Genomic DNA, 17,235 nt, shown 5'->3' with positions numbered 1-17,235 from the left:
TATAGTGTGTGACAAGCAAGGAGAAATACACTTGAAAGAATTTGTTAAGAAAAAAAGCGAATGAAAAGAAAAAACGAGGAATTTCCTCGTTTTTAAGCTTTTGGCATTGGCGTAGGTGTTGGTTTGCCATAGCCTTCTTTGTATTTATTGTCGATATAGTTACGAATTTCGAGCGTTGATTTTCCTTTTTGTTTCATGGAAGCAGATTCAACTGCGATTTCTAAGCAATTGACACAAGTCGTTGCGTGGGAATCCCAGACAACTTCACCGTTCTTTTTAATTTCACGAATAAAGCAGTTTTTATTATTTTTATGTCCCACACTCTCACCGCAACCGCAGTAACATGGAATCCAATCTAATAGCTCTGCATTTTGTCCAGCTACAGTATAGATATCTTTCATTTGTGGATCAAGCTTGTCTAAGAAGGTAGGAAGTGTGTCGACCCCTTTTGTTTTTTCTTGAATGTCAACTTGCTGAGTATGCGATGCGTGGTCATGCTCTTCTTTTGATTCAGATGATTTCTTTTCATTTGTACTAGTAGCTCCGCAACCAGCAAGAATTAAACTCAGTACTGCAAGTAAAGAAAATACATATTTCTTCATACGCTTGTCCCCTTTACAAATGTATTAATCAAATTGTATCAGACTAAAACACCTAGGGAGAAGCTTTTTTTGAACGATTTTTGAAGTGCCATCGTAGTGAATGAAATAGAAATAAAATTGGGATATAGGCGTATACAATATATAAGCCAGCTTGAGATAGTACTGTATTTAATGTGTTGATACTTTCACGGTTTGTAAAAAATAAGGACGAAATAAAGATAGCTGCGATAAAAAATGGCAGTGTGATTTTAAAAGGTATGTGAAAAGATTTTTTACTAATGCAACAAGAAGACCAAATGGTTAAACAAAGATTAGGTAAAATAATAAGATACCATATGAAAATAATGATGTACTCAAACCTTTGAATAAAAGGCACCTTAATAATTTTTAGCATCGTTAAGGTTGGCCAAATTGTATGATGTAGTTGCCCTTGGCTATAGTACATAAGGGAAACGATGGCTAATATTACGTAGAGGAGCGTCGTAAAAGCAATACCACCATGTGCCCATTTATTTAACGATTTTCCTTTTTTAATAAATGGATAAAAAACAAGGATTGCTTCAAATCCGAGAAATTCTAATGCAGATGCTTTCGCTGCAGTTAAAATGTCTAAAGGTGAATGAGTTAGAATTGGAAAGATGTTACGAACATGCGCATATTTCATTGGGAAAACTAAGAAGAACAGGACGAAAATCGGTATTATGACGCCCCAAAAACATATTCCTGTTACAGAACGAAAGCCGCCTCTAATTATGTAATAAGCTACAAGTAAAAATAGTAAAGTTAATTTCCACGGTTTAATTGTAGGAAAGACCCAAACTTGAATAACTTCAATATATGTACGAAGAACAGTAAGGCAAAATAATAGAAGATATGCCGCAAAGCATACGGAAAAAAATGTTCCAATCCACTTTCCGAAACATGTCGTATGGATATTCATTAAATCATTATCTTTTTCTAACATTTTCAGCATACAAAATAATACGATATGAGTTGCAATACCAGCGATAATAAGAGAAATCCAAGAGTCATAACCGGCAAATTGCGCAATAATCCTTTGGTATCCTAACACCCCTACTCCAATTTGAAGAGAGTGTAATAGAAGGAATGTGAAATACGGGGAAACTGTATGTGTTTTATCTTGTCCAGTCATGATAGCACCTCACTATTCTCCGATACCAGATTGTACGACATTAATCTTTACATTGACAGCAACGTCTACGTTAGGATACATATCTTGAATTTGTTTCATGCTCCATTTTCTTGAATGACTACGAATTTCTTCACGTATACCGATTGGATCGATTTTTTTTTCTTGGAATGTTTGTATTAATTCGTTTAAATCCTTCTCAAGTGTTTTTTCTACATGTCTTTTTACGTAAGTTACATTTTCACTCTTTGATAAATCAAGCCAACTAGGAGCATTTTTTATGAGTCCATTTAATTTTAAGTGAATGTTAACTTTCGGAATATCACCGTTTGGTGAAAGAGAACATACACTTTTTCCAGATAAGTTTTGAGTAGCAATCAAACCTTTATGTTTACCTTGACGTGTCGGAACTTCGTAACGCCCATTTTTCGTTGGATTAATGAGTAATTTAAATAAAAAAGACCTTTTCTTATTTGTATACATAGCCACTTTATCCTTTTTTAAAAAAGCTAGTCCTTTAATGGAAGCAGATTTGTCTTCTGATACTTGAATGTAAGGAAGAAATGGATCGCATCCAGATGAATAGAAGTTATATAAAAAAATATTTAAAGCTGTCCGCGGGATTGTCTCGTTTTTTATATTTTGCTCCAGTAAATCAGATAGATAAAGTGATCCATTTGTTCTGACATGTTTAAGTAATTCTTCTGCTGAACCATCTACAAGCGCTAGTTGTACATCTCGTCCAATGTTAGGATCACGTTGTAAGTTGTTAATAACATCTCCAAGTCCATGTTCACCAAATGCTTTTCCAAATAGGACAACACGCATTTGACCTACAGCAATCGTATGTGGCGATTTGGCGTTTAGAAGGGAAGATATAGTTTCAATTGTACCTGCATGGGTTGATTGAGTTTCTGGTTTAGATTGTACGCCTTTTGTGTAATCGGGATATAAAATTGTCCCGCGAAATTTTTTATCTTTTATTATATCGAATCCACCTACGTGAATCATTCGCTGTGTATCAACTATATTTGCTTCTGTACAACCAGATTGAAAAATTAAAATGATAATGAAAAAGCAGAATAAAATATTTTTCATTTTTCCTCACCGTCGTGTTTTTCTTTCGCTTTGTTTGGATCATAGCGCCATTTCTTTTTTGGTCTTAGAAAAGAAGCACGTCCTGCAGTTTGACTAAATGGAAGGCGAAGGAGTCCTTCAGCTGTACCTAACCCGCGAAATGGGTATAAAGGTAATAAATAAGGTGATCCAAGTGATTTTAAGCGAATTAAATGAGCCAATATGAATACAAATCCGACGATAAGCCCTACACCTCCAAATGCTCCAGCTAAAATGATGAGAGGGAAGCGTAATATCCGGATAGTAGAAGACATTTTTACTGTTGGTGTTGTAAAAGAAGCTAGTGCAGACAACGCAACAGCAATTAATAAGATGGTGCTCGTTAAAGCAGCCTCAACAGATGCCTGCCCAATTACAATGCCGCCAACAATACCAATGGTTTGGCCGACTTTAGTCGGTAAACGCGCCCCAGCTTCGCGCAGTAATTCGATTGTAATTTCTAAAAAAAGTGCCTCCAAAACAGGTGGAAATGGTACGTTGGCTCTAGAATAAATAATAGGGCCGAGTAAATCTGCTGGAATCATTTGATAGTGATACGTTAATACAGCTGTATAAATAGCTGATGAAAATAGAGAGAATGCTGCACCAAAAAAACGAACTAATCTAAGAAATGACCCTGCTATCCATGGTAAATAATAGTCTTCTGGAGAGACGAAGAAATCGAGTAGTGTTGCGGGTCCAGCTAATGCATATGGTGAACCGTCTGTTAAAATGACGACTCCTCCATTCAGTAATGCATAAACGGATCGGTCTAAACGCTCTGTAGGCAGTAAAACAGGGAAAGGTGAGTTGCTATTATCACTAATAAACTGTTCAATCATAGTTGCATCAAAAGGGTAATCAAAATCAATATCTCGCAGGCGTTGCACTGCAGTGTTCACATGCTGTTCATTTGTAATATCCGCCATATAAGCGACTACAATTTTTGTTTTTGATATAGAGCCAACGGACAGTTCTTTGAAAATTAATTGCTCTGTTACAATGCTTCGCCGAAGTAAATGTATATTCGTATCAATATTCTCAACGAATCCAATTTTGGGACCGATGACACTATATTCATTTTCTGTATCGTTATATAATCGTGTACCTAAAGCTAAACTTTCAGCACGAATCAGTGCATATTCGGCTGTTTGGGAATCAACTTTTAGCTGCAAGAGTACATATCCACTTAATAGTTTTTCACGGATATCATCAATAGAAGGATTGGTAATAATCTCCTCAAGTGTGACGATGTTTGCTATGTCATTTATATTTTGAATGCGATCTAATTCTTTTTTGATAGGTGTTAAAATGAATCGATTAATAATAAGTGATTCAACTGTAGATTTATAATAAAACAAACATAATGACCCATCCTCTATGACATTATAAGAGGAAAAATCGCTGGATTCTTTCATAGTGTGGATGAATTCTGGAACAGAGCATACGGATTGTTTCTTCTTTTTAGATGATAAACGAAACATTTTCTCACCCCTGACATACATCATTTACTTGTGTTAGTTTTTGGGAAAGACGGGAATTTATACTTGAAAATTGAAAGTTCATAAAGAAAAGGAAGAGTATTAAATATCTCTTCCTTTTTGGCATGTTAATTTGTGTTCTTTTCTTTAATAGACTTCACTAATTTAATCATTTCTGCACGTATATCTTCTTTTTTCACGTTTAGTTTTTCTGCAATTTGCTTAATGTCCATTCCATCTTTTTTCATTTTTAGTACATCATCGAGAGGGGTATTACTTTTTTGAGAGATGATTGTTAATACTGTAAGTTGACGTAATCCGATATTATATTCTTTCATTTTTTGTTTGAGTCCATCTGGTGTAGATTTTTGCATATTTGCTAATTCTTGCAGTAGTGCTTTTTTCGTCTCTTTATTTATATGATGTTTTTTCAACTTACTTGGATCTACGCCGAAATGCTGGGCTGTTTTCTCCCAAGATTTATTTTGTTTATAGTAAGCTAAAACGTCTTTTATTTCTTTTTTACTCATTTTTGCAATATGAGCAGCTTTCCAAATTTCATGTTTGTTATAGCCGAGTTTTTCGAGCGACTGCATTTCTTCTTCTGAAATAGGCTTATGATGGTGCAATGTTACTTCTTTTGGCGTGGCAGCGAAAGTAGGGAAGACGGTTGCCCCGAATAATAATGTTGCCATGGTCATACTTACTGCGATTTTTTTGTACATATAAACTCCTCCTAGATGGATAATGTGGAAAACTGTACACATATCATTTCCATAAAATGTGAAATACTTGTGAACAAGTTAAGTTTTTTTATTCACAGTATAAAATGACGTTTTTGGAAGTTTTCCAACATAAAACATTGATTAATAGTAAAAAACTAAGGTATAATCGAAATTGAAAATCAATATCAATAACAAATGTATACATATAGATGAAAATAAGGGAGAGAAAAATATGACTACATATACTTCCATCGCAAATGTGATTAAAGAAAGACGCTCTGTACGTACATTCACAGATAAAGCTGTAGATAAAGAGTTATTAATTGAACTATTAAACGACGCAACGTGGGCACCGAATCATAAACACCGTGAACCATGGAATTGTAAATTATACATTGGAGAAGGTCGCAAAAAATTAGTAGATGCAGTATTAAACTCTTTCACAGAAGAAGAAAGAGCGAAACGCGGTAAAATCTTATCAGATCGTTTCTTAAGCACGCCTGCACAAATTGTTGTTTATATTAATGAAGATCCACGTCAAATTCAACGCGACGAAGATTACGCTGCAACATGTGCATTTATGCAAAACTTCCAACTACTTGCTTGGGAGCGTGGATTAGGATGTGTTTGGAAATCAGGCGGATTAAACTACAATCCATTATTTATAGAAGGACTCGGTTTAACAAGAGGTCAACGCATCGTTGGAATTCTTCACCTTGGCTATTTCGATAAAGCACCAGAAGGAAAAGCTCGTACACCGATTATGGAGAAGATGGAGATTATTGAAGGTTAATAGATGAGACATTCTCGTTTTTATGAGGATGTCTTTTTATTATGCAATCAATCCTCATGAAAGCTTGTTCCTCATCATACACTTTCTTAAGGGAAAGTGTAAGGAGGGAAAATAATGAGAGCAAGTGACGATAAAGCACTGCAATATGCGATTGCGGAAATTACGGAAATTGCGACTGGATTTGGGCTTGATTTTTATCCGATGCGTTATGAAATATGTCCAGCGGAAATTATTTATACATTTGGTGCATATGGGATGCCGACGCGGTTTTCACATTGGAGTTTTGGAAAACAGTTTTTTAGAATGAAATTACAATACGATTTAGGTCTTAGTAAAATATACGAACTCGTTATTAACTCTGATCCATGTTATGCCTTTTTATTAGATACGAACTCGTTAATTCAAAACAAATTAATTGTAGCGCACGTTTTAGCGCACTGTGACTTCTTTAAAAATAATATTCGCTTCTCTAATACGAAACGAGATATGGTGGAGAGTATGGCGGCAACGGCTGATCGCGTGAAAGCATATGAGCATAAGTATGGAAAGGCAGAAGTCGAAACATTTTTGGATGCCGTACTTGCCATTCAAGAGCACATTGATCCGTCACTTATGCGTCCAAAACTGGCGTGGAGTATTGAAGATTTAGAAGAGGATGTAGAAAAGAAAAAGATATCACAGTACGATGATTTATGGAATTTAGATGATCGAAACAAAAAGAGAGAACGACCTAATATGCATAAAAAGAAGAAAATTCCGCCGCAACCAGAGAAAGATTTACTCCTCTTTATTGAAGAATATAGCCGTGAGCTAGAAGATTGGCAGCGCGATATATTAACGATGATGCGCGAGGAAATGTTATATTTCTGGCCGCAGCTTGAAACGAAGATCATGAACGAAGGTTGGGCTTCTTACTGGCATCAACGCATACTCCGTGAAATGGACTTAACATCTTCTGAAGCGATTGAATTCGCAAAGCTTAATGCAGGTGTAGTTCAACCATCAAAAACAAGCATTAACCCATACTACCTCGGTATTAAAATGTTCGAAGATATTGAAGAACGCTACAATAACCCGACAGAAGAAATGAAACGACGCGGCGTAAAGCCAGGATCTGGTCGGGACAAAATCTTTGAAGTACGCGAAATCGAATGGGATGTATCATTCTTAAGAAACTACTTAAACAAAGATCTCGTAATGAGAGAAGATATGTACTTATTCCAGCGCCAAGGAAAAGAATATAAAGTAATAGATAAAGAGTGGGAACAGGTACGTGATCAGCTCGTAAATATGCGTACAAACGGTGGCTTCCCGTACTTAGTAGTAGAAGATGGAGATTACTTAAAGAACGGAGAATTGTACATTAAACATAGTTACGAAGGAATCGAGCTCGATTTAAAATACTTAGAAAAAGTACTGCCATATATTCATCAATTATGGGGAAGAACGGTGCATATGGAGTCGATTGTGGAAAGTAAGGGCGTTGTGTTTTCTTATGATGGGAAGATGGTTCATCGGAAGTATGTGTGATAAAAAAGAACGGACATAGAATGCTATGTCCGTTCTTTTTTATTTGGAACAAGGTCAAATATGCTATTCTTGAAAAAGGGAGTTACATAGAGAAATGGAGCGATTCAAATGAGCAAAATAGGGGTATGCAAGGTGGATATTATGCCGCCTGTAGGTATTGATTTTGTCGGATACCATAGAGAGACAGGAATAAATAATATTGAAGAGTGTATTTATGGGACAGTTTTTGTATTTGAAAAAGATGAGACGAAAACTGTGTTTATAAGTATTGATAATATTGGAATGTTAGTAGAAGATACAAATATGATTCGTGAACAAATAGCGAGAGAGCTTCATATATCATTTGAGCGAATAACTGTTGTTTATACACATACACACTCTGGTCCGGAAACAGTCGGTGATCATCCTTTAATAAAGTCGTATAAAACGATTTTAGTAAATAATGTAGTGCACGGTGCTGTTACTGCGAATAACAACTTGAGGCCATGTGAAATTGGCTGGAGTGTTACGACAGGTTATATTGGGGTAAACCGAAGAGAGAGAACATCTGATGGAAGAGCGAAGATGGGAACAAATATAGAGGGTGTTGTAGATAAACGAATTGGCATGTTAGCCATAAGAAATGCTGAAACGAAGGAGCTATCTGGGATTATAGTATTTTGTACGGCACATCCGAATGTGTTAAAAGGTGATAGCGATGTACTATCGGCGGATTATCCGGGAATGACGAGAGAGATTCTTGAGAAAATCGTAAACTGTCCTGTTATTATTGTGCAAGGTGCTGCTGGCAATGTAAATGCAAAGTATCGCGGTTCAAGGGAAGCAGTAAAGCAAATGGCTTACACAGTTAGTGGACATGTATTAACGATGTTGCCAATAGTTACATATAGCCCAATTGTAAGTTTAAGAACAGTTTCAAGTACGATGCAAATGAAGTTGAAAGATATTCCTGAAATTAATGAAATACGAAGCATGGCTCAATTAGCTGAGAAGCAGTGGGATGTGAATACGGATGAATGGCTTACTATAATTTTAGAGAAATATAAGCAAGGTATTCGGCAGTTACGTATTGATTTAGAAGTTCAACTGTTTCAAATTAATGATGGTATGTTCTTTGGTATACCGATGGAACCTTTTTCAGAAATAGCTTTAGAAGTGAAAGAGCGTCTTCAAAATGAAATAGCTTTTTTAGGTGGATATACGAATGGATATATTGGTTATTTACCGACAAAAGAAGAGTTTGCATATGGTGGGTACGAAGTAGAGCTAAACCCTGTTGTATATGGGCCTGTTACGAATTTATTGATGCCACCGGAGGAGAATACGGCAGAATTAGTCGTGCAGAGAGCTATGGAATTATATAATGCGTAAAATATAGACTCTTGCATATTTGATATGAAATTTAAAAGAAGCAATAATTATTAATAAAACTGTAGAAAACGAATCCATTTTGAAAGGGACTGATCAAAATGGATTCGTTTTTATATGGAGTTTTTGCTTACCAAACAGGTCGTATATTTGATGATAATTTCTCTGTATTTTCTTTAGTAACGAATGTTGTTAAATCTTCCTTGAGCATTTGCATTCGTTCAGTACCTATGTTTTCAATCCATCGTTGCTCTATTTCAGCTACTATTTCTTCTTTCGTTTTCATTACAGCTAAACCTCGTTCGGTTAAAATAATGATTTTACCTCTTTTATCAGTAGGATGCTTTTTGCGCGTGACATAACCACTATTTTCAAGAGAATCGATCATTTTACTTACAGCTTGTTTAGAAACTCCTAAATACTCAGCCAATTCTATACCGGTTGCTCCATTAGGAAGGATACGTTTGAACATAAAGCCGTGTGCTGGCCTAATATCTTCAAATCCCAATTCACTTAATCTGTCATGCAGTTCAGTAATTAATGTACTGAAAGATAATGATAAAAGTGAAGTAAGGTCTAGTTCGTTAAATGTTTGATGATTCATGTATAACCTCCACAATTGTAGTCAATTAAGTTGACTATATATAAAACCTATTGTACTATACAGGATATGGTCAATCAAATTGACTATATCTTGTATAGTACAAATAATGATCTATATAAATAGAATCAACGGAGGTTTCACATGGTTAATATCGTAAAAATTAGAGGGAGTGTATTTGCACCGTATGCGTTGCTGAAGCCTATTAAGGATGCTGCAACAGGAAGAGTTTTTGAATACGCTGGAGATGCACGTGAATTTACACCATTCGCTGTAAATACAAAGCGTTCAAGATTAGAACAAGAAGTGATTGTTGATTTTTATAAAAGAGAAATTTTCACATATGTAGATGCTTGCATCGTTACTGTGAAAATTACAAATTCAGATGGTTCAATTGAGTATCAAAAAGGAGAAACAAGTACAGAAAATATTGTATGTACTAATATCGTATGGGGCGAGGATGAAGTTTCATTTGAAATGAGAGCAAGTGCAAGTAATCCGTTAAACGCAGCGGCACCCGCAGCAGATTATTTTTTGGTTATAAGAGTTAATACAAGTGGCATTGTGCATATTGAAGGTTTACATGATGGTTTCCCTTGCTATGAATTTTATAAACAAATAGACTTTCGTTCATTTGAAAAAATATATACACATGATTTCAGAGAAACGAATGATACCCCAGCAGCGCTAGCTGGAGAAATGGAATATAGCTTTAAAACGAAAATCTAGCTATAAATATAGCGTCATTTTTAAGAAAGAAGTAGCCAATGTAAAAGAGAAAGATTTTAATTATGTGGCTGAAATGGAGTTTTTTTATTAAATAATGCAGTATATAAAATTAGAATTATAGAGGTGTTTCTTATGACTAATATCGTAAAAGTTAGAGCCAGCGTATTTATTCCAATGTCTTGGACAGAACCGAGGAAGGATATGGAAACAGGGAAAATAATTCAATTCGAAGGTGATTCACGCGAATTTACACCACATGCGGTAAATACTATGCGCTCTAGAGTGGAGCAAGAGGTAGTAGTGGATTTTTATAAAGAAGAAGTGTTTTCATATGCGAACACGGGTATTACGACAGAGAAGGTTACGAATCCAGATGGTTCTGTGAATAAAAGAACAGGAAAAGCGAGTACTGAAAATATTGTGTGCACGAATATCGTATGGAATCCTGATGGTGTGCAATTTAAAATGAGTGCGAGTGCAAGTAATCCATTAAATATATATGCACCTCCTGTAGATTATGTATTACATGTATGTGTGAACAAGGATGGTAGTATTGAGATTCAAGGGGAGCATGATGGATTCCCTTGTTTTGAATTTTATAAGCAAGTAGATTTCGGTTCATTTGAAAAAATATATACACATGATTTTAGAGAAACTGGTGATACAGCTGCAGCACTAGGTGGAGAAATGGATTATAGTTTTACAAGGAGTTTATAAGAAGTAAGATAATAATGCAGTGTAGTTGAGAAATGCAAAAGTCAATAAAATCAGTGACTTTTGCATTTTCACTATACGTTAGAAAGTTTCAAAAAAATAAAACGCTTTACAATATACCCTTCAGGGTATATGTTATTATACAAAGTTACAAAGTAATGTATAATATAGTTATAAATACGGAGGTGGTCTACAGTGGAATATAATCAAGATATGAAAAATAGATTGAAACGTATTGAAGGTCAAGTTCGTGGTGTACTTCGTATGATGGAAGAAGGAAAAGATTGCCGAGAGGTTATTACACAGTTAACGGCATCTCGTTCTGCACTTGATCGTACAATTGGACTTGTTGTTGGAACGAATTTAGAGCAATGTTTGCGTGAACAGTTTGAAAGTGGTAATGGTTCAAATGAAGAGTTAATTAAAGAAGCTGTTCAATTACTTGTAAAAAGCCGATAATCTGTCAAACGTAAGTGTTGACAGATTTTCAAAAACATTTTAATATACCCCTACAGGTATATGTATATAAGTTATGGAGGAATCGACTATGAGTATAAAAGTGAATAGGAGTTTAGATTGTAAGGGATTGGCTTGTCCGATGCCGATTGTGAAGACGAAGAAGGCGATGGAAAGTCTCGCATCAGGGCAAGTGATTGAAGTTCAGGCAACAGATAAAGGGTCTACTGTAGATATACAAAGTTGGGCGAGTAAAGTAGGTCATCAATATATCGGGACGAAACACGAAGGAGATCTATTGATGCATTACGTTAGAAAAGCACATGAGCATGAAGTGAATGAAGTAGTGAAATATCCTCAAACAATTACAAATGCGGAATTGCAAGAGATATTATTAAGTGGTGAAGAGTGTATTATATTAGATGTTCGTGAAGCAGCGGAATTCGCTTTTGGTCATATTCCAACGGCTATTTCATTCCCATTAGGCGAACTGGGTAGTGCAGAATTAGATCAGACGAAGCAAATTTATGTTATTTGCCGAACTGGTAACCGTAGTGATGTAGCTTGCCAAATGTTGAAAGAGAAAGGGTATTTAAATGTGAAAAATATCATTCCAGGTATGTTAGAGTGGCAAGGGGATGTGGAAAAGTAAAATTTTTTAAATAAAAATATACCTATGGGGGTAATTAGATGATTGTTAAACCGTTACAAGCAAAAGATGTTGCAGAGAAAGTTTTATTCGGAGAGCTGTTTATTTTAGATGTTCGAAATGAGACGGATTATGAAGATTGGAAAATTGAAGGGAAACAAATTTCTTCTATAAATAAACCGTATTTTGATTTGTTAGATGGTGTAGATCATATTGCAAGTGAATTGCCGAGGGAGAAAGAAATTTTAGTCGTATGTGCGAAAGAAGGTTCTTCACAGTTTGTCGCTGAGCAATTGTTGGATGCTGGCTTCCATAATGTTTTTTATTTAGCTGGCGGTATGAAAGCTTGGAGTGAATATGTGAAGCCGTTAAAGGTAGGAGATGTACAGGGGGGAGGAAGTATATATCAATTTAACCGCCTTGGAAAAGGCTGTTTATCTTATATGGTCGTTTCAAACGGTGAAGCAGCAGTTATTGATGCAGTAAGAACAATTGAAGCATACGAAGAGTTTGCGAAAGAGTATGGCGTTACGATTACGAATGTAATGGATACACATTTACATGCAGACCACATTTCTGGAGGACGTAAGTTAGCTGAAAGAGTAGGTGGCACGTATTGGTTACCGCCGAAAGATGCGGAGGAAGTTGTTTTCTCATATAAACCGCTCGTTGAAGGTTCTGTTATTACGGTGGGGGGTACTAAAATTGAAATTGATGCATTATACTCACCTGGGCATACGATTGGAAGTACATCATTTATTGTAGATGATTCCTATTTATTATCAGGCGATATTTTATTTGTAGATTCAATCGGGCGTCCAGATCTTGCTGGAAAGGCTGAGGATTGGGTGAGTGATTTAAGAGAAACTTTATATAACCGATATAAAGTACTATCTCAACAATTAATCGTGTTACCAGCTCATTATTCAAAAATAAGTGAAATGGATGAGAATGGTGTTGTGAGCGCAAAGTTAAAAGATTTATTTGTGTATAATGCAGGACTAAATATTGAGAGTGAGGGAGAGTTTCGTAAAGTGGTAACGGAGAATTTACCACCTCAGCCGAATGCTTACGAAGAAATTCGTCAAACGAATATGGGTAAGATTCATCCGAGTGTGGATGAAGAACGTGAAATGGAGACTGGTCCAAATCGTTGCGCAGTTCATGAATAAATAAAAAATGGAGGAATAGATGATGAATGTAAAACAAGTATTAGATGCGAAAGGTTTAGCATGCCCAATGCCGATGGTAAGAACGAAGAAAGCGATGGATACTTTGCAAACTGGAGAAGTGTTAGAAGTACATGTAACAGATAAAGGGTCAGTTAAGGATATTCCAGCGTGGGCAAATAAAGGTGGTCATGACATCGTAAAGCATGTAGAAGAAGCTGATGTGCTGAAGTTTTGGATTAAGAAGGCGTAGTAGTTTTATAAATGTAGAGAGGTTGGTTATATGAATACAATATTAAGTACGCTTTTCATTGTACTCGCTGCAGTGTTTGTTATTTCACGTTTTTTACCGGTAAAAGGTGTTCAAAATATAAGTGGGAAAGAATTAAAGAGTATAGCAGGAAAAAAGGGAAAACAATTTATCGATGTTCGTACAGTAGGTGAATATAGAGGAAATCATATGAAAGGGTTTCAGAATATCCCATTAAATGAGTTAGCTAGTAAAGCAAATCAATTAGATAAAAATAAGGAAGTAATCGTTATTTGTCAGAGCGGGATGAGAAGTAAGCAAGCGGCAAAAGTACTAAAGAAATTAGGATTCCAGCACGTTATCAATGTTTCAGGTGGTATGAACGCTTTATAAGGAAGGAATATTAAAATGAAAGAAATAACAGCGAAAGAAGTAGAGGAAAGATTGTTACGAAATGAAGAGTTATATGTAATCGATGTTCGTGAAGTAGAAGAAGTGGCGGAAGGGAAAATTCCAGGAGTGCTTCCTATTAGGTTAGGACTACTAGAGTTTCGAATGCATGAGTTAGATAAGCATAAAGAATATATTATCGTTTGTCGCTCTGGCGGAAGAAGTGCAAGAGCAGTTCAGTTTTTAGAGAGCTACGGTTTTCGAGCAATCAATATGGTAGGTGGTATGTTAGCGTGGAAAGGTAAAGTCATATGAGAATGAGGTAAATGATTTCAGCCTTTTTATAAACAAACAAATACCCTTATAGGTAATTGGAGGGAGCACAACATGGAACAACAGAAGAAAACAACAATTGTTTTATTTAGCGGAGATTATGATAAAGCGATGGCTGCTTATATTATTGCAAATGGTGCAGCGGCGTATGATCAAGAGGTGACTATTTTTCATACTTTTTGGGGATTAAATGCTTTAAGGAAAGATGAACATGTGAAGGTAAAGAAAACTTTCATAGAAAAAGTATTTGGAAAAATGATGCCACGTGGTGCAGATAAGATGGGATTATCAAAAATGAATTTTGCCGGTATGGGGCCAAAGATGATTAAAGGTATTATGAAAAAACATAATGCGATGCCTTTACCAGATTTAATGGATTTAGCGAAAGAACAGGGAATTAAACTTGTAGCTTGTCAAATGACGGTAGATTTATTAGGGTTAAAAGAGGAAGAGATTATGGAAGGGGTAGAGTTTGCAGGAGTAGGAGCTTATTTAGCAGATGCTTCGGATGGGAATGTGAATTTATTCATTTAAATCACCTTCTTTTTAGAAGGCGGGGGATATAAGGTGAGTTTAGTCGTATTACTTTTTATAATTGGGTTTATAGGATCGTTTATATCAGGAATGGTTGGAATTGGCGGTGCGATTATTAATTATCCAATGATCCTATACATTCCGGTATTGCTAGGGTTTACTAGTTATACGTCACATGAAGTGAGTGGTATTACAGCGGTGCAAGTATTCTTTGCAACTTTTGCAGGTGCATGGGCTTATCGGAAAAGTAATGATATGGATAAAACGTTAGTTGTGTATATGGGAGCTAGTATTTTAATAGGAAGTTTCATAGGGAGCTTTGGTGCTAACGTATTAGAGGAACATACGGTCAATGTTGTTTATGCAGCGTTAGCAACAATTGCTGCTATTATGATGTTCGTACCGAAACGAAATAATAGTGGTGAAGTGACATATAATAAATGGTTAGCAAGCTTGTTAGCGTTTCTTGTAGGAGGAGCATCAGGCATTATAGGTGCTGGCGGTTCTTTCTTATTAGTACCGATTATGTTAGTTATTTTAAAATTGCCGATACGTACAACGATAGCAACATCTATCGCTATTACGTTTATTTCCTCAGTAGGGATTACGACTGGAAAAGTGATAACTGGTCAAGTAGTTGTAATTCCAGCTCTTATTATCGCGGTTGCAAGTATCTTTGCTGCGCCGCTTGGAGTGCGAGTCGGGAAGAGGATCAATCAAAAAGCATTGCAATATATGTTATCGATTTTGATTGTAGGCACTGCTGTTAAGATGTGGATTGATATGATATCGAAATAAAAGGATGGGCTGCTTGTAGCCCCATCCTTTTATTTATGCCCAAATAACTTTCATTAAGTTTTTATATTCGTCATTTGCTAATTTATATAGCATTCTCGTATGTTCAAAGACAAGCGCTGGATTAAAGTTTGGTTCTGAGAATGCAAGCGATGCTGAAATATCAATTGCATTTTGCTTGTTTAATGTGAATTTTGCAAATCGATAAGATGTGTTTAATTCATTGATAACATGCAAAATATCATTTGTTGATGTTGCATCCGGTACGTGAGCAACATTGAAGCAGTATATATCTACAGTAGGATGTTCGTTTTGGAAAGCAGCGATAAGTTGAATTTTTGCGCCAGCTTCTGTCTCTAATCCTACTGAAAAATGAACAGAACCATCATTTTCATCTATATTTTCTTCCATGAATATATCGTTTGATTTTAAGTAGTCTTTAAAATCTGAGATGTTATGTTTTACTGCAGCTTTCATATGTATGAGCCCCCTGATAATTGGAATAGATTGCTACTATTTATTATAATTTAAAAATATTAAAAAAGATAGTTAGAAAGTTCTGATTTTTGATTCCAAAGAAATAAAAAGAAGCAGCACTCTACCTCCATAGAGAACTGCTTCTTTTTTATTCATTGCCGTTAGACGATGTTTCTGTATCTTCACTGCTATTTTTATTTTTCACTTCATTGTTACTTGATTGGCGTTCACTTGAATTTTCAGACTTAGATTCTTTTGTTTTCTCTGTGCTTGTTTTCTTCGAATCAGAGTCTGTTTTTGTATATGCAGGTAATCCAAGGTGAGTACGAAGTTCGTTTGTAACAGTTGCTAATTCTTTTTTATCTGGATTGTAGTAATACGTTCGGCCGCCACCAGCAGATTTGCTACATGTATCGTCACCTTTTTCCATATAGCAGTCTTCACCTTGAATTTGTAATTTCTCAATTTCCGAGTCCGATCCGTACTTGTAGAATGAAAGCATATCATCGAATGTTAAGTTAGTAACGAATTGTCCGTTAATATCATCAATGATGTTACCAACTTTTGTTACAGATCCAACGCTTGTTAGTTTCTTTAAAATTGCTTCAATAACGAGTTGTTGACGTTGTCCACGCATTGCATCACTATCGATGTGGCGCGTTCTAGCAAGAGCAAGAGCTTCTTCACTATTTAGCTTTTGAACACCTTTTTTCAGATGAATTGCATCAGCATTATCATTGCTATCTTGTTCAGTAAATTCAACTGGTACATCGACTTCAATCCCGCCTAAATCATCGACAATTTTCATAAATGATTTGAAGTTAAACTTTACAAAGTAATCGACAGGAACATTCATTAATTTTTCAACTGCATCAATACTTGCTTGTGGTCCACCATCTTTTCCGTTTTTAGTAGAACCGTATGCATGAGCGTGTGTAATTTTATCTTTTTTCTTTTCCACTGGAATATAAGTATATGTATCTCGTGGAATGCTTAATAGTTTTACAGTTTTGCTATCTTTATTAAACGTTGCAAGTAATAGTGCATCCGTTCTTATAGCTTCACCATATTCTTTCCCGCGGACATCGCTTTCATCAACACCCATGACTAAGACAGAGACGTTATTTGCGATAGGTTTTACAGCTTTATCACGTAAATCAGATTTATCACCGCGTGCTAAATCGTGTGCGGCATTTCGAACAGCAGAAGATGCTTTATTTACTAAAAACCAAGTATAACCGCCACCTATTATTAAAAAGAATAGAATAACGCTTATAATAATTTTTGTTTTTTTCTTACCTTTTTTCGGTTTACTGCGTGTATTTTCTTGCAAAGATGGGTTTTGCTCCATTTCTTGTACTCCTTCATTTGAA

General features: G+C 35.7%; 21 protein-coding genes. 13 read left to right on the top strand and 8 right to left on the bottom strand.

Features of this window, described 5'->3' with window-relative positions:
* Positions 1-92: 92 nt before the first annotated feature.
* The 5 genes from ILT06_RS12680 to ILT06_RS12660 all read right to left on the bottom strand — a co-directional run bounded on the left by ILT06_RS12680 (position 93) and on the right by ILT06_RS12660 (position 5,074).
* On the bottom strand, positions 93-602 hold the full coding sequence (locus tag ILT06_RS12680; protein ID WP_064473903.1) for a PCYCGC domain-containing protein: 510 nt from the start codon (positions 600-602) through the stop codon (positions 93-95).
* A 52-nt stretch (positions 603-654) separates the two neighbouring features.
* Positions 655-1,755 (bottom strand): GerAB/ArcD/ProY family transporter, encoded by a 1,101-nt coding sequence (locus ILT06_RS12675; RefSeq protein WP_000147538.1) that lies wholly within the window; start codon positions 1,753-1,755, stop codon positions 655-657.
* 12 nt (positions 1,756-1,767) lie between these two features.
* Positions 1,768-2,850, bottom strand: coding sequence for a spore germination protein GerYC (gerYC, locus tag ILT06_RS12670; RefSeq protein WP_222655150.1), 1,083 nt, complete (start codon positions 2,848-2,850; stop codon positions 1,768-1,770).
* On the bottom strand, positions 2,847-4,352 hold the full coding sequence (locus tag ILT06_RS12665; RefSeq protein WP_064473901.1) for a spore germination protein: 1,506 nt from the start codon (positions 4,350-4,352) through the stop codon (positions 2,847-2,849). Before ILT06_RS12665 ends, gerYC begins: the two co-directional genes overlap by 4 nt.
* A gap of 125 nt (positions 4,353-4,477) precedes the next feature.
* Positions 4,478-5,074, bottom strand: coding sequence for a hypothetical protein (locus ILT06_RS12660; RefSeq protein ID WP_064473900.1), 597 nt, complete (start codon positions 5,072-5,074; stop codon positions 4,478-4,480).
* Positions 5,075-5,306: 232 nt separating this feature from the next.
* On the opposite strand from ILT06_RS12660, the gene ILT06_RS12655 reads away from it, so the two are divergent.
* The 3 genes from ILT06_RS12655 to ILT06_RS12645 all read left to right on the top strand — a co-directional run bounded on the left by ILT06_RS12655 (position 5,307) and on the right by ILT06_RS12645 (position 8,768).
* The gene (locus ILT06_RS12655; protein ID WP_064473899.1) at positions 5,307-5,867 is read left to right on the top strand and encodes a nitroreductase family protein; all 561 of its coding nucleotides are present in this window, start codon (positions 5,307-5,309) and stop codon (positions 5,865-5,867) included.
* 114 nt (positions 5,868-5,981) lie between these two features.
* Complete coding sequence (spoVR, locus tag ILT06_RS12650) at positions 5,982-7,397, top strand: stage V sporulation protein SpoVR (RefSeq protein WP_001202704.1); 1,416 nt, start codon at positions 5,982-5,984, stop codon at positions 7,395-7,397.
* 108 nt (positions 7,398-7,505) lie between these two features.
* Positions 7,506-8,768, top strand: coding sequence for a neutral/alkaline non-lysosomal ceramidase N-terminal domain-containing protein (locus ILT06_RS12645; RefSeq protein ID WP_222655149.1), 1,263 nt, complete (start codon positions 7,506-7,508; stop codon positions 8,766-8,768).
* 127 nt (positions 8,769-8,895) lie between these two features.
* On the opposite strand, the gene ILT06_RS12640 is transcribed toward ILT06_RS12645, so the two are convergent.
* Entirely contained in the window at positions 8,896-9,369 is a 474-nt protein-coding gene (locus tag ILT06_RS12640) for a MarR family winged helix-turn-helix transcriptional regulator (RefSeq protein WP_064473897.1), read from the bottom strand.
* A 141-nt stretch (positions 9,370-9,510) separates the two neighbouring features.
* On the opposite strand from ILT06_RS12640, the gene ILT06_RS12635 reads away from it, so the two are divergent.
* The 10 genes from ILT06_RS12635 (at position 9,511) to ILT06_RS12590 (ending at position 15,388) form a co-directional block, all read left to right on the top strand.
* Positions 9,511-10,095 (top strand): DUF3238 domain-containing protein, encoded by a 585-nt coding sequence (locus ILT06_RS12635; protein ID WP_000247255.1) that lies wholly within the window; start codon positions 9,511-9,513, stop codon positions 10,093-10,095.
* A gap of 132 nt (positions 10,096-10,227) precedes the next feature.
* Positions 10,228-10,812: a DUF3238 domain-containing protein gene (locus tag ILT06_RS12630; protein WP_000182107.1), complete on the top strand. Its 585-nt coding sequence runs from the start codon at positions 10,228-10,230 to the stop codon at positions 10,810-10,812.
* Between the two features lie 192 nt (positions 10,813-11,004).
* A complete protein-coding gene (locus tag ILT06_RS12625) occupies positions 11,005-11,268 on the top strand; it encodes a metal-sensitive transcriptional regulator (protein WP_000456206.1) in 264 nt (87 codons plus the stop codon).
* 73 nt (positions 11,269-11,341) lie between these two features.
* Positions 11,342-11,917 (top strand): sulfurtransferase TusA family protein, encoded by a 576-nt coding sequence (locus ILT06_RS12620; protein ID WP_103655907.1) that lies wholly within the window; start codon positions 11,342-11,344, stop codon positions 11,915-11,917.
* 38 nt (positions 11,918-11,955) lie between these two features.
* On the top strand, positions 11,956-13,086 hold the full coding sequence (locus ILT06_RS12615) for an MBL fold metallo-hydrolase (RefSeq protein ID WP_088047969.1): 1,131 nt from the start codon (positions 11,956-11,958) through the stop codon (positions 13,084-13,086).
* 19 nt (positions 13,087-13,105) lie between these two features.
* Positions 13,106-13,336, top strand: coding sequence for a sulfurtransferase TusA family protein (locus ILT06_RS12610; RefSeq protein ID WP_064473894.1), 231 nt, complete (start codon positions 13,106-13,108; stop codon positions 13,334-13,336).
* A gap of 30 nt (positions 13,337-13,366) precedes the next feature.
* Complete coding sequence (locus tag ILT06_RS12605) at positions 13,367-13,726, top strand: rhodanese-like domain-containing protein (RefSeq protein WP_048562489.1); 360 nt, start codon at positions 13,367-13,369, stop codon at positions 13,724-13,726.
* Between the two features lie 15 nt (positions 13,727-13,741).
* A complete protein-coding gene (locus ILT06_RS12600) occupies positions 13,742-14,038 on the top strand; it encodes a rhodanese-like domain-containing protein (RefSeq protein WP_064473893.1) in 297 nt (98 codons plus the stop codon).
* A 72-nt stretch (positions 14,039-14,110) separates the two neighbouring features.
* Complete coding sequence (locus ILT06_RS12595; RefSeq protein ID WP_000437730.1) at positions 14,111-14,590, top strand: DsrE/DsrF/DrsH-like family protein; 480 nt, start codon at positions 14,111-14,113, stop codon at positions 14,588-14,590.
* 33 nt (positions 14,591-14,623) lie between these two features.
* Positions 14,624-15,388: a sulfite exporter TauE/SafE family protein gene (locus tag ILT06_RS12590; RefSeq protein WP_064473892.1), complete on the top strand. Its 765-nt coding sequence runs from the start codon at positions 14,624-14,626 to the stop codon at positions 15,386-15,388.
* Positions 15,389-15,421: 33 nt separating this feature from the next.
* Here the strand turns inward: ILT06_RS12590 and ILT06_RS12585 are convergent, their stop codons facing one another.
* Together ILT06_RS12585 and ILT06_RS12580 are read right to left on the bottom strand one after the other, a co-directional pair.
* Positions 15,422-15,862 (bottom strand): hypothetical protein, encoded by a 441-nt coding sequence (locus ILT06_RS12585; protein ID WP_000642356.1) that lies wholly within the window; start codon positions 15,860-15,862, stop codon positions 15,422-15,424.
* Between the two features lie 148 nt (positions 15,863-16,010).
* Positions 16,011-17,213, bottom strand: a complete 1,203-nt coding sequence (locus ILT06_RS12580) for an LCP family protein (protein ID WP_064473891.1) — start codon at positions 17,211-17,213, stop codon at positions 16,011-16,013.
* Between the last annotated feature and the right edge of the window lie 22 nt (positions 17,214-17,235).

Origin of the sequence: Bacillus sp. 17RED48, assembly GCF_019837545.1 — a bacterium.
Lineage (GTDB): Bacteria > Bacillota > Bacilli > Bacillales > Bacillaceae_G > Bacillus_A > Bacillus_A wiedmannii.
The sequence above is the reverse complement of the archived record's forward strand: the minus strand, read 5'-3'. Positions and strand labels throughout refer to the sequence as shown.

What these genes read in the sequence shown, in the direction of transcription:
- ILT06_RS12655 (WP_064473899.1), top strand. Translation starts at nt 5,307, where the DNA reads ATGACTACATATACTTCCATCGCAAATGTGATTAAAGAAAGACGCTCT.
- ILT06_RS12630 (WP_000182107.1), top strand. Translation starts at nt 10,228, where the DNA reads ATGACTAATATCGTAAAAGTTAGAGCCAGCGTATTTATTCCAATGTCT.
- ILT06_RS12665 (WP_064473901.1), bottom strand. Translation starts at nt 4,352, where the DNA reads ATGTTTCGTTTATCATCTAAAAAGAAGAAACAATCCGTATGCTCTGTT.
- gerYC (WP_222655150.1), bottom strand. Translation starts at nt 2,850, where the DNA reads ATGAAAAATATTTTATTCTGCTTTTTCATTATCATTTTAATTTTTCAA.
- ILT06_RS12615 (WP_088047969.1), top strand. Translation starts at nt 11,956, where the DNA reads ATGATTGTTAAACCGTTACAAGCAAAAGATGTTGCAGAGAAAGTTTTA.
- ILT06_RS12675 (WP_000147538.1), bottom strand. Translation starts at nt 1,755, where the DNA reads ATGACTGGACAAGATAAAACACATACAGTTTCCCCGTATTTCACATTC.
- ILT06_RS12620 (WP_103655907.1), top strand. Translation starts at nt 11,342, where the DNA reads ATGGAGGAATCGACTATGAGTATAAAAGTGAATAGGAGTTTAGATTGT.
- ILT06_RS12640 (WP_064473897.1), bottom strand. Translation starts at nt 9,369, where the DNA reads ATGAATCATCAAACATTTAACGAACTAGACCTTACTTCACTTTTATCA.
- ILT06_RS12635 (WP_000247255.1), top strand. Translation starts at nt 9,511, where the DNA reads ATGGTTAATATCGTAAAAATTAGAGGGAGTGTATTTGCACCGTATGCG.
- spoVR (WP_001202704.1), top strand. Translation starts at nt 5,982, where the DNA reads ATGAGAGCAAGTGACGATAAAGCACTGCAATATGCGATTGCGGAAATT.
- ILT06_RS12580 (WP_064473891.1), bottom strand. Translation starts at nt 17,213, where the DNA reads ATGGAGCAAAACCCATCTTTGCAAGAAAATACACGCAGTAAACCGAAA.
- ILT06_RS12645 (WP_222655149.1), top strand. Translation starts at nt 7,506, where the DNA reads ATGAGCAAAATAGGGGTATGCAAGGTGGATATTATGCCGCCTGTAGGT.
- ILT06_RS12660 (WP_064473900.1), bottom strand. Translation starts at nt 5,074, where the DNA reads ATGTACAAAAAAATCGCAGTAAGTATGACCATGGCAACATTATTATTC.
- ILT06_RS12600 (WP_064473893.1), top strand. Translation starts at nt 13,742, where the DNA reads ATGAAAGAAATAACAGCGAAAGAAGTAGAGGAAAGATTGTTACGAAAT.
- ILT06_RS12595 (WP_000437730.1), top strand. Translation starts at nt 14,111, where the DNA reads ATGGAACAACAGAAGAAAACAACAATTGTTTTATTTAGCGGAGATTAT.
- ILT06_RS12610 (WP_064473894.1), top strand. Translation starts at nt 13,106, where the DNA reads ATGATGAATGTAAAACAAGTATTAGATGCGAAAGGTTTAGCATGCCCA.
- ILT06_RS12585 (WP_000642356.1), bottom strand. Translation starts at nt 15,862, where the DNA reads ATGAAAGCTGCAGTAAAACATAACATCTCAGATTTTAAAGACTACTTA.
- ILT06_RS12680 (WP_064473903.1), bottom strand. Translation starts at nt 602, where the DNA reads ATGAAGAAATATGTATTTTCTTTACTTGCAGTACTGAGTTTAATTCTT.
- ILT06_RS12605 (WP_048562489.1), top strand. Translation starts at nt 13,367, where the DNA reads ATGAATACAATATTAAGTACGCTTTTCATTGTACTCGCTGCAGTGTTT.